Origin of the sequence: Paenibacillus sp. SZ31, assembly GCF_012912005.1 — a bacterium.
GTDB lineage: Bacteria > Bacillota > Bacilli > Paenibacillales > Paenibacillaceae > Paenibacillus.
In genome coordinates this window covers 37,855-51,637 of the sequence record NZ_JABBEA010000026.1, presented here as the reverse complement: position 1 = coordinate 51,637, position 13,783 = coordinate 37,855, and the positions used below count along the sequence as shown (strand labels likewise).

General features: G+C 44.9%; 12 protein-coding genes. 7 read left to right on the top strand and 5 right to left on the bottom strand.

From position 1 onward, the window contains the following. Window positions 1–388: 388 nt before the first annotated feature. Window positions 389–901 (bottom strand): GNAT family N-acetyltransferase, encoded by a 513-nt coding sequence (locus HF638_RS27800; protein ID WP_169483129.1) that lies wholly within the window; start codon window positions 899–901, stop codon window positions 389–391. Between the two features lie 129 nt (window positions 902–1,030). After that, window positions 1,031–1,795: a helix-turn-helix transcriptional regulator gene (locus HF638_RS27795; RefSeq protein ID WP_169483128.1), complete on the bottom strand. Its 765-nt coding sequence runs from the start codon at window positions 1,793–1,795 to the stop codon at window positions 1,031–1,033. A gap of 182 nt (window positions 1,796–1,977) precedes the next feature. Here HF638_RS27795 and HF638_RS27790 point away from each other — a divergent pair, with 182 nt between their 5' ends. The 4 genes from HF638_RS27790 to HF638_RS27775 all read left to right on the top strand — a co-directional run bounded on the left by HF638_RS27790 (window position 1,978) and on the right by HF638_RS27775 (window position 8,587). Further along, window positions 1,978–4,299 carry a beta-L-arabinofuranosidase domain-containing protein gene (locus tag HF638_RS27790; protein WP_169483127.1) on the top strand — a complete coding sequence of 774 codons (2,322 nt, stop codon included), beginning with the start codon at window positions 1,978–1,980 and terminating at the stop codon, window positions 4,297–4,299. Between the two features lie 696 nt (window positions 4,300–4,995). Further along, complete coding sequence (locus HF638_RS27785; protein WP_169483131.1) at window positions 4,996–5,727, top strand: hypothetical protein; 732 nt, start codon at window positions 4,996–4,998, stop codon at window positions 5,725–5,727. 12 nt (window positions 5,728–5,739) lie between these two features. Continuing rightward, window positions 5,740–7,428, top strand: a complete 1,689-nt coding sequence (locus HF638_RS27780; RefSeq protein WP_169483126.1) for a vWA domain-containing protein — start codon at window positions 5,740–5,742, stop codon at window positions 7,426–7,428. Between the two features lie 19 nt (window positions 7,429–7,447). Next, the gene (locus tag HF638_RS27775; RefSeq protein WP_169483125.1) at window positions 7,448–8,587 is read left to right on the top strand and encodes a toxic anion resistance protein; all 1,140 of its coding nucleotides are present in this window, start codon (window positions 7,448–7,450) and stop codon (window positions 8,585–8,587) included. A 124-nt stretch (window positions 8,588–8,711) separates the two neighbouring features. On the opposite strand, the gene HF638_RS27770 is transcribed toward HF638_RS27775, so the two are convergent. Then, entirely contained in the window at window positions 8,712–9,308 is a 597-nt protein-coding gene (locus HF638_RS27770) for a hypothetical protein (RefSeq protein ID WP_169483124.1), read from the bottom strand. 156 nt (window positions 9,309–9,464) lie between these two features. After that, on the bottom strand, window positions 9,465–10,058 hold the full coding sequence (locus tag HF638_RS27765) for a TetR/AcrR family transcriptional regulator (protein WP_169483123.1): 594 nt from the start codon (window positions 10,056–10,058) through the stop codon (window positions 9,465–9,467). A 235-nt stretch (window positions 10,059–10,293) separates the two neighbouring features. On the opposite strand from HF638_RS27765, the gene HF638_RS27760 reads away from it, so the two are divergent. Further along, the gene (locus HF638_RS27760) at window positions 10,294–11,052 is read left to right on the top strand and encodes an SDR family oxidoreductase (RefSeq protein WP_091034565.1); all 759 of its coding nucleotides are present in this window, start codon (window positions 10,294–10,296) and stop codon (window positions 11,050–11,052) included. 246 nt (window positions 11,053–11,298) lie between these two features. Here the strand turns inward: HF638_RS27760 and HF638_RS27755 are convergent, their stop codons facing one another. Then, the gene (locus HF638_RS27755; RefSeq protein WP_169483122.1) at window positions 11,299–11,886 is read right to left on the bottom strand and encodes a hypothetical protein; all 588 of its coding nucleotides are present in this window, start codon (window positions 11,884–11,886) and stop codon (window positions 11,299–11,301) included. Between the two features lie 162 nt (window positions 11,887–12,048). Here HF638_RS27755 and HF638_RS27750 point away from each other — a divergent pair, with 162 nt between their 5' ends. Both HF638_RS27750 and HF638_RS27745 read left to right on the top strand, forming a co-directional pair. Continuing rightward, the gene (locus tag HF638_RS27750) at window positions 12,049–12,366 is read left to right on the top strand and encodes a hypothetical protein (protein WP_169483121.1); all 318 of its coding nucleotides are present in this window, start codon (window positions 12,049–12,051) and stop codon (window positions 12,364–12,366) included. 360 nt (window positions 12,367–12,726) lie between these two features. After that, entirely contained in the window at window positions 12,727–13,740 is a 1,014-nt protein-coding gene (locus HF638_RS27745) for an ABC transporter substrate-binding protein (RefSeq protein WP_169483120.1), read from the top strand. The last annotated feature ends 43 nt before the right edge of the window (window positions 13,741–13,783 follow it).

Here is a 13,783-nt window from a genome sequence, read left to right as displayed (position 1 = left end):
ACTTTGCTTCAAAACGGAGCTGTGAAAGGAGTTTCTTAAAGCGCCTTTGACATTTTCGTTCATATCAGTTGAACTAAAGATTATTTACACTGACACTACGATGACAGAATAACCCTCCAATCGCTGTTATCCCCAGATTTGTTCTATTCATTTTTCTCAAGGGGAAATCCGGGGATAGCGTATGCTTTCGAAGCAGCTTTCTTTCAGAAAGCTTTTAGGCGAACGCTTTGCTTTTTCAGGTTTTTTCTGTCCTCTCCGTTATCGTATAAATGATTAGGCAACTTATATAGTTGACATATATAAACGTAAAAAAGACCGTCATGATGGTGATCGGTCTTTTTTACGTTTCATTCTCCACTCGCTTACCACGGGTTATTGTTACCCTCCACTAGGAATCATACCGATAGCAAATGGCCTTTCCTCCAGTACCCTCGGAGCTGAATTCCACATCTTCCACAAAACCAAAACGCTCATATAAACGAATAGCGTTGAGCATCTGACCGCCCGTATATAAATACACCGTATTTTTACCCATCTCCTTGGCAGAGTCAACGCATTGCTGGAGCAATTCTCTGGCGATCCCGCGTCCTCTCCATTTTGGATCAACACCCAACAGCCGAATAAACGGATAATCAATAGGCAATTCAAAGTTCGGATAAGCCTTGTGCGCGGTTTCGAATAACTGGACTGTACCGACAATCTGATCATCAATCTTGGCGATCCATAATTGTGTCAGGTACGGATTAACCACAGACTCTCGAATATCTTTTAGGTAGGCCTCCCATCGTTCATTTTGCTCAAAAGTCTCCCGATACTCGGCATAACTTGCAACAAGGATATCTACAATCTCTGGATGGTCTGTTTCTGTGGCAGGATGAATCGTAACGGCAGCCGTTGTCATCTCTTAATTCCTCTTCTCTTATGGGTTAAGTGTGAAATAGAGTTTTCTTGCATTTTACCATAACGGATTCAATCCGATTCATTCAAATTTTCTATGGTTAACTCAGTCATTTCTATAGATCAAATCCCATCAGCGATTGAGCTGTGTGGAATACAGATGATTGCGATATTCGGTTGGCGTATTGCCCTCGTATTGCTTGAACATGCGCAGGAACAGCTTGTAATCGGAGAAGCCGCACTGTCCGGAAATTTCTTTTACACTGGCATTGGTGTTGAGCAGCAACTGTTTCGCCCGGCGAATTCGTTCCGTGAGGATATAGGTTTTGAGTCCGGTACCTTTCTCACGTTTCACCATTTTGGAGATATAGTCTTTGTTGAAATTAAAATTCTCTGCAATCTGACTCACCGTAATGTTCGTATGCAGATGAATATCCACCCACTTGCAAATATGGTCTACAATCGCATTGTGCGGGCGATAATCCGTCTCTATATTGCGCTCCAGCTCCTTGAACAACAATAACAAAGCAGCGTTGGCTTCCTCGGGTGAGAAGGATGACACATGCAGCAATTGCTTGAATAACTGATTGGCCATGGAAGGCACCTGAATGGTGGCATGTGTCCTAAAGCGATTGAATTCTGACTGCATAGCATCATAGTGAACCCAGTAGAAGCTCACGGGGGCGTCGCTGATCTGGTAGCCATAATGGGTACGACCGGCGCTCAGAAACAACAGATCATTGGCACGAACCACGTACTGTTCCTCGTCTTCCGCGATGTACATTTCACCTTCCAGCATCAAAATGATCTCGTGAACAGGCATGCTACGTCTCATGTGGCTCCAGTTACCTTCGGATATGAACTTGCCGCACAGGTAATGTTCCAGTGGCTTTTGCATAGGACGGATTTATCCACCTTTTCTTGGATTATGAGTCTGATGTAATTGTATTTTATTTGATAATATGAGGATATTCAAGCTCTACAGTAGATTGATGAGTATTAGTCATATGGAACAGAACACGGATTTTACCCCTCAAGAATGAATGGATATCTATTACATCCCGAGAAGGAGTGAATGTAATGATTGATACGAAAAAAGGATTTCTGGGACCGGAACATGTAGATCTGCTAAATGGTTTGTTCCAAACATCACAAGAGGTGGGGGAGCGTTATCTGTTATCGCTAGATATTGATCGATTTCTGGCTCCATGCTTTGAAGCCCATGGTTTACCTGCCCGAAAAGAACGATACGCGGGTTGGGAGGCACGCACCATTAGCGGGCATTCCCTCGGACATTACCTGTCTGCCCTGGCTGTGACGTATCAAGCAACCGGGAATATTACGTTAAAAGAAACGTTGGATTATGCTGTCACCGAACTGGCGAGAATCCAACAGACGACGGGGAGCGGGTATATCGGCGGTTTGTCCGAAGAAGCGTTCCACATCGCATTCCGCGCCGAACATATTGGTGGATTCAACATCGGTGAATACTGGGTTCCCTGGTACAGTGTGCACAAAATCTATCGCGGTTTGATTGACGCCTATAAACTCACTGGCAACGGACAGGCACTTGAGGTGGTTACTCGATTTGCAGACTGGGCGGTAGAAGGTTTGCTTCCGATGACAGAAGAACAGATGCAGACGATGCTTCAAAGTGAACACGGGGGCATGAATGAAGTATTTGCACATTTGTATGGGATTACGGGCAAAGCCTTATACCTTGAGATCGCTAATAAGTTCACCCATCAGTTGATTCTTAGACCGTTGGAACACAAGCAGGACGATCTTCAAGGCAGACACGCGAATACCCAGATTCCCAAAGTGATCGGTGCAGCAGAGATCTACAACCAGGATCACTCCCGCGAGAGTTACCGGACAGCAGCAGAATTTTTCTGGGATACGACCATTCATCATCGTTCCTATGTATTTGGTGCGACGAGTATTTCGGAGCATTACGAAGCGAAGGGCATGGAGAGTCTCGGGATCAAGACAGGTGAGAGCTGCTGTACTCACAACATGATGCATCTGACGAAACAACTCTTTGCCTGGAATCCCGATAGCGCCTACATGGACTATTATGAAAACGCCATCTATAATCACATCCTCGGCACGCAGGACCCGGATACGGGGAACAAGACGTATTTTGCTTCAACACTGCAAGGCCACTACAAAATCTATGGTACTCACGATACCGCTTGGTGGTGCTGTACAGGATCAGGTATGGAGAACCCGGGCAAATATGCTGAGGCCATCTATTTCGAAGACGAGCAGGACCTGTACGTCAACCTGTATATCGCTTCCCAACTGGATTGGACATCTCAGGGAATATCCATGAAGCTCGAAACCGACTTTCCTTATTCGGAAAAGGTGACCCTGACGATCACCGGAGGCAGCGCCTCGGCCCATCTAAGATTACGCGTACCCTCATGGCTGCAAGAGCCAATGACGGCAACGGTTAACGGGGATACGGAACATCCGTATACACGGATGGAACCCGGCTATCTTTCCATCGACCGCACATGGACAGCGGGCGATGTCATCACAATCACACTGCCGATGTCACTCCGCCAGTACACTTCCCGGGATGATGCCCACAAAGTGGCCTTCCTGTACGGGCCAATCGTACTCGCCGGTGCACTTGGCAGCGATGGTCTGCCCGAGGATACAATTGTGGACGAAACAGCGCTGAATCCCAAGACTGCACCTGTACCTGTGATTTGGACGGAGCAAGAGGATGTACGAGAGTGGATCAAGGTCGTGGATGTAGGCACGTTAACATTTGAACTTAGCAAGGATGTCACTTCCACGGGCGAAGCCGTGAAGCTCATTCCGTTCTATGATGTGCATCATGAGTTCTATACGGTGTATTGGCCGTTTAACGATGAAGGTGATGCACTGGAGAAAGAATTAAATGATATTACGATCGACAGGGTCCAGGCGGATGGTCAGCAGGATGAGATCGGACATCAACTGGATAGCAATTGCCGTGGGGAGCATCATAATGGTTCTACCACGGATGGCCGTAACAAGCTGCATATGTGGCGAGAGGCTTTTGGCGTCCGTGGAGCTTACTTCAGTTATCAGCTGGCAGTGGATCGAGCCGCAGCCAATTACCTATGCGTGGCCTATTGGGGCGGAGATCATTCGCCGTTTGAACGGGAAGGTACGTTATACGACAGAAAATTCAGCATTACCGTGGATGGAACCGTCATCGGAGAGCAGCGAATTCATATGAACAAAATCGGCGAAGTGTTCTATGTGACCTACGATATTCCGGAGGCGGTTACATCAGGCAAAGACAGCGTTACGGTAATGTTCCAGGCGAAGGGCGACAATGGATGTACCGGGAAAGTTGTAGAGGTACGCACCACGCGAAGCAAACCGGAATCCATCTTTTCGTAATAAGGGGCATCATATGAAAAGGCGGTGGCCTGTCCACTGGAGGAGAGGGTTCGATAAGAAATCGACTTTCTAATTTCTAACGAACCGCACACGTCTTATATGGGCAATATTGATGAGGTGGAAAATGTAACGAATCTCAGCGACGCTATTTCATTCAAAATGGGCGCTAAACAACGTTTCTACACCAAATTCGCGAACATAACGTGTCTCAGGTTCGTTACATTTTCAGAAGAGCTGAAATATACCAAATAGCGCCACCTCAGTTCGTTAGCTATAGAAAACGGTATCAAGATTTTATATAAGAACATGAAAAAAGTGAACCAACATATAAGGGACGAAACCGGATGATCTCCGTTTCGTCCTTTTTGCATGGCTCATTTTTCAGACAAGTCTTATATAAAAAATGACACGCATAGCTATTTTCCACGTATTACCTGATAACATTTCTTTTTCCACCATCTGCTGTTCTAGAAGACGAACTTCTACAGATTGACCACAAAATTACCTGCCAAGTTCCACGTTGTCCCTGAAAATATGAAATGGGATAAGCCCAAACCACGTATATTATGAGTATCCGAATATCCAATGTTATCCACCTGAGAGCGTTAACATCATGTACAATAAGAATAAGTTGATTGGGAAAATTACGACATGAAGCACCAGTATATAACATGAAAGGAGGTCGGATGATTGAACATGATCAAGTACATAAAATTATTGGGGTTGATCTTCGGTATTGTGGCTGTAAATGTTCTGGCATTCTCACCCGGCTTTATCGGGCTGAGTTTCGGAGTGGGTGCATTTACAACTGCGCTATCCGTCACCCTTCTATTCGGCAGTGCAATGGCACTCTTATATGGCAGTTACACTTTGCTGTTCAGACAGCCAGTAGTTCTGCCCGTGAAGCATATCGAAACACATGAAGATTATGTGGAAGCCTTATCGTTTTATAGACGCATCAAAGTCCTCGAAGAAGATATTACGCTGGGGCTGTCCCAACTTAGTCGGATGAAAAAGAAGAAGGAAACACTCTTGAACGTGCTTCATCAACGGTTTGATCCCGGGGAACTGAGCTACAAGAAATTCGCTTCGGTCACACTGGAAGTGGAGAAGTTGTTATACCTGAACATTCGCAGTGTACTGAACCGGTTGAATGTATTTGATGAAGCTGATTATGCCAACATGATGAAATCCAAATCCTCAACACTTCCCCAGAAGCTCTTTCAGGAAAAAACCAAGGTATACAACGATTATCTGTCTTATGTGAAAAATGCACTACACACCAATGAGGAAATTTTGCTCAAGCTCGATCAGTTGTTACTGGAGATTTCACGCCTCGACAGCTTTGAAGCCGGAGATATTGAACAGATGCCTTGTATGCAGGAGATTGATCAGTTAATCAAGCACACCAAATTATACAGACAGTGAGGGGTTGCTCGTATGGCCAAGAAGGGAAAGTTTTTTTTCATATCGATTGTGATGCTGGTACTCGTGTTCGGTCTGGTCTATGCAGGAATTACACTAACATCGAACTTTGGCAAATCAACCACACAGGTGAGCACAGAGAATGCAGGTAAAGCACTTGGTAAGTTGTACTCGGACATTGCGCCGGCAACGGCGGAACCGGTCAAAGGACAGATTGATCTCGACCCGGTCGATGTGGCAGAATCACTGCCGGATATCTCTAAATTTCCGATTGCTGTAGAGAATACAACGAATGATTATGTCGAAATATTCTCTTCCACGGAGAAGTCGGGCAGCGGGGTAGACGGCTGGTTAACTGAAGTGGGTGAGGAATTCAACAAAGCGAACATTACCGTTGGAGGCAAACAGGTATCGGTCAAAATCCGCAACATTGCCTCCGGAACGGCTACGGATTATATCAAGTCTGGTAAGTATATGCCTGATGCATTCACACCTTCTAACGAACTGTGGGGCGAGATGGTTGAGGCCAGTGGGGTGAAGACCGAGATGGTGTCTGAGCGACTGGTCGGGAACGTTCCGGGTATCGTTATTTCCAAAGCCAAGTATGACGCACTGGTTGATACGTACGGCTCCGTTAATGTGAAGACCGTAACCGAAGCGATTGCGAACAATGAACTTGCGATGGGATATACGGATCCATTTGCCAGTTCTACAGGACTTAACTTCCTGGTGACCGCACTGAATACGTATGACAGTACCAATCCACTCGGTGAGAAGGCCGTTGAAGGATTCGAAAAGTTCCAGACCAATGTACCGTTTACCGCTTCAACAACCATTCAGATGCGTGAAGCTGCCAAGTCAGGCAGACTGGATGCTTTTGTACTCGAATACCAGACGTATTTGAATACCGCCGATCTGAAGAGTGGTTACGTATTTACACCATTTGGCGTAAGACATGACAGCCCGCTGTATGCACTCGGTCAACTGCCGCAGAACAAACAGGAGATTATCCAGAAGTTCGCGGAATTCGTAACCCAGGCGAAGTACCAACAATCGGCGGAAGAGTTCGGTTTCAACGGGTTACAGGATTACAAATCCGAACTGGCTACTGTGGATGGCGGCACGTTGCTATCTGCACAGAAAGTATGGAAAGAGAAGAAGAATGGTAGTAAACCCATTGCCGCCGTGTTCGTGACAGACGTATCCGGAAGCATGGATGGCGAACCGCTTAACCGACTGAAGGAGTCCTTACGTAAAGGTCAGAAGTATCTGGGCACGGACAACAGTATTGGCCTGGTCTCTTACTCCAGCGGGGTAACTGTGAATCTGCCGATTGCCAAATATGATACGAACCAGCAGTCCATGTTTGTCGGAACAGTCGATAGTCTGCAAGCTGGCGGCGGTACAGCAACCTTTGACGGGATCGTGGTGGCGATGAAGATGCTGGAAGATTATATGGCTGCTGATCCGAACGTGAAGCCGTTGATCTTTGTCCTGAGTGATGGCGAGACCAACGAAGGTCATACCCTCAAGGATATCCGGGATCTGGTCGAGACGTACAAAGTGCCAATCTATACGATTGGCTATAACGCGGACATCAAGGCTTTGGAGAGCATCTCCAGCATTAACGAAGCCGCAAGCATTAATGCCGATACCGACGATGTCGTGTACAAGATCGGAAACCTGTTTAACGTTCAGATGTAATCTAAAGGGGGAACTATAGATGTCATTTTCAATGGAAATACCGAGCCAGAAGGAAATTCAGAAGGTGATCGAAGAAGAGGTGAAACCCGTGCCCGCCGAGGTCGCGGAGCTTCAACAAGTGGCTAATGCCAACGTAGAGATGATTATGACACTGGATCTTGAATCCCTGGAGAAGCGCAAAGAGATACTGCAATCCATTGACGGTTTTGGCATGAACACGATGAGATCCTCTTCTGAGAAAAACGCCTTGCTTCAAGTCTCTGTTGGACATCTGTCCAAGACGGGAGACGAGGGCGGTCAGGTAGCCAAAGGCTTGACCGAGCTGCATATGCAACTGAAGGATCTCGACCCGAGCGTGGTCGACTTCGCCAAGACCGGTTTCCTCGGGAAATTGTTCAATCCGCTTCGCGCCTATTTCCTGAAATACCAGAAGGCTGACGCAGTCATCGCTGACATCGTAACCTCCTTGGATAAAGGCAGGTCCACACTCCGAAACGATAATACGACGTTGGAGATTGAGCAACAGAACCTGCGGGAACTCACCAAACGACTGCAAAAGGAAATCCAGCTTGGTGTGCTCATGGATGAATCCATCGATGGCCAGATTGAAGCCGCCAAGGTCCGCAACGAGGACCCCGAGAAAGTCCGTTTTATTACGGAAGAAGTATTGTTCCCACTCCGTCAGCGGGTCATGGATCTGCAGCAGATGTTGGTTGTGAACCAACAGGGCATTATGGCGATTGAAGTAGTCATCCGCAATAATAAGGAACTGATCCGAGGCGTAGACCGGGCGAAGAATGTAACGATATCGGCACTGAAAATTGCCGTTACGGTAGCGAGTGCTTTGTATAATCAGAAGATTGTATTACAGAAGATTGAGTTGCTGAACCAGACGACGAATGATCTGATCGCGGGTACATCCAAAATGCTCAAGGACCAGGGGATTGCCATTCAGAAGCAGGCGTATGAAGCCAGCATCTCCGTGGATACGATGAAACAGGCATTCACCGATGTGTTGTCAGCGCTCGATTCAATCAGTCTTTATAAGCAGGAAGCTCTGCCAAGAATGCGCGAGACGATTACTCAGTTCCGTGAACTTGCTGATACCGGGGAGCAGCAGATTCAGCGGTTGGAAAAAGGGCAGAAGCTGGGGCTGTGATTTTAGAAGAGTGATATATAAATTTTACGTATTAGATTGTTATCATAATTCATAATTAGAAAAAGCGACCGTTCCTCATTAAGCATGGGAATGGTCGCTTTTTGGGCTTCTATGAAGATTGGTACTAAAATTCAAAACCCAAACTTCTTGCATAAGCGTACAGCTGCTGCTCGGATTGATCAATGAGATCGCCACCGGTTTTTATTTTTGCACTGCCCTGTTTTAATATCGTGTAATTCACTTTGGTCTTGGAAACTGCCTGCTTGTATAACAGGTAACCTTCAAGTTGAGTGTAACTCCCCTTGACGAATCTGGCGTGAATCTTCTTCAGTTCCGGATTGACAGGTTTGATTTGCTTTAACTTAGATACAAATTTCGAATAGTTAGGGATAACCGTATTCGTAAGTTTTAGATAAATAGACTTGCGATTTGGTGAAGTTACTTGGGAGCCGATACTTTCCAAAGCGGTAGAGGTTTTAGCTACATAAGTTTCAAGAGCTAATATCTGATTAAGATAGTCTACAAGCTCCTGTTCTGCCTCAGAAAATGCCGACTCGTCCGCAAACTCTTCACTAAAGTCATCTTCGTTTTCACTATAACTCTGATCTGAATATGTAGAGGTTGCTTCTTTGGCTGCATTGACAGAAGTGGCTGGAGAGAGAAGCACTCCGCCAAGCAAAACAAAACTGGTTATCAATGATATAATCCACGACTTCTTCAAATGTATTGTCATCCTCCTTTTGTTTGTATTCCAATGCATAATTTATCATATCAATACCAGAAATTACAGGAATGTATTTACATAATTTTGGTGGTGAAGCTTTCTTGAAATTACTCTCAATAACCCTACTATAGGGAAGTAAGGCGATTCAAAATTTCAGTCTCTCAACACGACATTGTCAGGCTTGTAATGAATGATCTTGAACAACTCCTCGGCCATGTAGGCGGGGCTGTGCTTGAATTCCTGACGAATCCACTCCATGATCATGCCGAATATCGCATGAGATTGGTAACTTGCCAATATTTCATGGTTGATGTGCGGAGGGAAGATATGGTTCAGATCCTGTAAGGCGAGATCCCGAAGGACATCACAGATCATGCGCTGGAAGTTGGATGAAGCTTCGGATTTCACAACCAGCGTATAGAATTGTGCGTGCTGATGCACATGCTCAAATATGGTAATTGCCGAAGAGGGCATCAGATTGACCTCGAACTCTTCCTTATCCTGATAAGGTTTGCGAAAAGAAGTCACCAAATCTTGAATCACATCATTAATGATTTCGTTGAACAGGTCTTCCTTGTACTGATAATGTCTGTAGAAAGTTCCCCGATTCAGGTCAGCTCGCTGCACAATATCCGTAATCGATATTTCTTTAAAGGGATGTTTTTGCATTAAATGGATGAGCGCATCTTTCAGCGCAGCCTTTGATTTCTTGATTCTTCGGTCCATCAAATTCAGAGTTTCAGACATTTATTTTCCTCCTCGCTATATAAATTGAACTAAAGCGTAAATGTTTAGTTCAATTTATATAGTTCACTTTATTAATTAAAGTACATTCGGGCTTATAAGTGTTGTTTAACGTACAACTGGACAAGCTTTTACTGATTGAAGTGAAACGCTATGACTTATTATACTAAGGATAGGAGTTAATGAACATTTGTTTGTTAACTTATTGTAAACGAATACACAAAGGAGGATACATGGAATGAAACTTCAAGATAAAGTTGCAGTTGTTACAGGTGCTGGTTCAGGTATGGGGAAAGCAATTGCCACGTTGTATGCTCAAGAGGGCGCGAAAGTAGTCGTATCGGATATTAACGAAGAATCCGCACAAGCGGTAGTTAATGATATTAAGGCACAGGGCGGAGAAGCGATTGTCGTTCTGGCCAATGTAGCCAAAGAAGAAGATGTGCAAAACCTGATCGATACGACGGTGAGCACATACGGAACAGTAGATATTCTGATTAACAATGCGGGCATTATGGATGGCATGGAGCCGGCAGCAGATGTGACGGATGAGAAGTGGGAGAGATTGTTCGCTGTGAACACGACAAGTGTGATGCGGACAACACGTAAAGTATTGCCGATCTTCCTGGAAAAACAAAAAGGTGTTATCGTGAATATTGCTTCGGCAGGTGGTCTACACGGCGGACGTGCAGGAGCAGCCTATACGGCTTCCAAACATGCGGTCGTGGGCTTCACCAAAAATACAGGGTACATGTATGCTGAGCAAGGCATTCGCTGTAATGCGATTGCTCCAGGAGCTGTGGCAACCAATATCAGCACATCCATGGCAGGGATTAGTCATTTCGGTGCAGGGCGGCAACAGCTTGGCATGGCAATTAACCCACGTATCGGGACGAGTGAAGAGATTGCTAAAGTGGCCCTGTTCCTCGGATCTGACGAGTCCAGCTTCGTGAACGGAACGGTCGTTACAGCAGATGCTGGTTGGAGCTCTTACTAATCCATTCAAGTGCAGTCGAGTATGGAAAACGGAAATCGTGAGTACAGTCAGGAACATCCAGGAAGCCGCATGAACATTGCGGCTTCTTTTTTTAATCTCGTCTGATGATGAAATTCAGGTCAATGCGGCCATAAACGAAAAAAAGGCACAACCTCAATTTTTCACGAGGTTGTGCCTTTCGGCAGCATAGCCTTCAGCATAAGAAAACACTGTTCTTCCTTAAATGTTAGCTGCGGTTACTATTTTTTAAAATTCATAACCAAGCTTATAGGAGTAGGCAGCTAGTTCTTTTTGATACTTTTCGATATTTTTCTTACCAGCAGCAATTTTGGCATTAGCTTGTTTGAGGACAGCGCTGTTTACCGTTGTTTTGGAGACAGATTTTTTAGCGAGTTGGAATCCTTCCAGCTGTGTATAGCTACCTTTGATCAAGTTGGCATGGATTTTTTGCAGCTCTTTATTTTGCGGTTTAATCAGCTTCAGCTTGGATACATATTTAGTGTAGTTAGGAATCGCTGTGTTGGTGAGTTTCAGGAAAACGGACTTGCGATTGGAGGATGTAATGTAAAATCCACTGCCCAAAGCATTGAAGGCTTTCTCCTCATATACCGCTGCGCTATCCAGTAGATCCAGATAGTTCAGGAAATCTTCTTCTTCGGCTGTAAGTTCCCGTTCCGGTTCTTGTTCTGACGTGTCAATTTCTTCATAGTATTCGTCTTCCGAATATGTAGTGGTTGAGTCATCCGCAGCAGCGGCATAGGACCCTGCAGGTGCGAATACCCCACCAAGCAAAACAAAACTCATAATAATGGATAGAACCCAAGATTTTTTCACGTTACAATTTCCCCTGTCTATATATGTGATATTATTCCAATGGATAATCTAACATAGTACGACAAGAAATTACAGGTATCCATTTACAGTAATTTGGTTTTTTCATATCCTTTCATGCTGTTGCATATTCGCATGCCGCGTGTACGTGGAGGTAATGTATATGTGTACAATATTGTTTTGGATAATGCCGATACTTGGGAGATCAAAAAGAAGATTACATCGAGTACGTCCAAGAGTAATTACACGGGAAAAATCGATGCAATCGATACGATATACGTATGGAATGGAACAAGCTATAGAGGGGGAAGTGAGGATGCCAAAAGCCCACTGGCACCAGGCCCAGCAGCGGGAGCTTGGAACGGATTTGCATCCTTGCCCTATAGCTACGATGCAGTTTACCCAGCTGACTTGCAGACGAAACTGAATGCGAGCGGTGGTGCCGGTGCGGGCAGGTTGTATGGACACCCGTTCAGTGGCTGACAACCAGCTATAATTAAACGGATTGTTAGAACGTTTTTTTATAAGTGATTATGATTAATTATGCAAAGTTGAAGACGCCTTGCCGTAGAGGAATTTACGGTGAGGTGTTTTCAATTCATTCAAAAAATAGTATCAAAAAAATTACATATATGTATTTACGAAGTGTAAATTATATTTACTTATATTATATGTATGTAGGCGAAAGTTCCTTGTTTAAAGCTGTTTATGTACTTGACAAAGTTCGACATGACGTGAGAACTTTTTCCAAATAAAATGCTTGTATAATGGATTCATCTCTATTACAATACAATTGATAATGAGATTCAATATCATTTACAGAGAAAAGGGGAGTCGGGTTACATGTTCAAGGTAAAGAAAAAGTTATATATTTATGCAGCACTTATTCTGATGATTTCACTGCTTGCTGGTTGTGCTTCAGGTGGAAGCGCTGAGACAACGAATACGTCCAGTACGGCAGCAAGTAGTAATGAAAGTAATAATGAAAGCGGTACATCGGGTAGTACAACAGATGATCAAGCAAGAGTGATCAAACATGCTATGGGCGAAACCACAATTAAGGGAACCCCGCAAAAAATCGTGACACTGTTCCAGGGTGCGAATGATGTAGTTGTTGCACTTGGCGTGAAACCAACAGGTATTGTCGAATCATGGGTTCAGCAGCCAGTCTATGAATATCTGAGAGCAGACCTGGATGGAGTTCCACAAGTGGGTCAGGAATCCCAGCCCAATCTGGAAGAGATCAACAAGTTGAAGCCGGACTTGATCATTGCTACGAAGATCAGACATGAAGAGATCTATGAGCAATTGTCACAGATCGCCCCAACGGTAGTGACGGAAACGTTGTTTGACTGGAAAGAAACCGTGAAGACGACTGGTGAAGCGATGAATATGGTTGAGCAATCGGATAAACTGTTGTCTGATTGGGATGGCCGTGTAGCTGATTTCAAAGAGAAAATGGGTGATCGTCTGCCAATTGAAGCAACCATCACGAACTTTAGAGCCGATCAGGTCCGTATTTTCTACATGGGATACGCAGGTAAAATTCTGAATGAACTTGGGTTCACCAGACCTGCTGGACATGATGCAGACACATGGGGCGTTGAATTGACTTCCAAAGAGAACATTCCAGATATGAATGCGGACATGATCTTTAACTTTAATTCAGGCACCGAAACCGATGCGATTCAGAAAAATTATGATGATTGGACCAGCAGTCCTCTTTGGAAAAATCTTGATGCAGTCAAGAACAACCAACTGATTCAGGTCGATGAAGTGGCCTGGAACATGGCAGGTGGATACACATCGGCCAACATGATGCTGGACGATCTATATAAGCAGTTCAACCTGAACTAACTAACAGGAGCAGGACCTGCCATGCACCAGGACATTCGTTAAC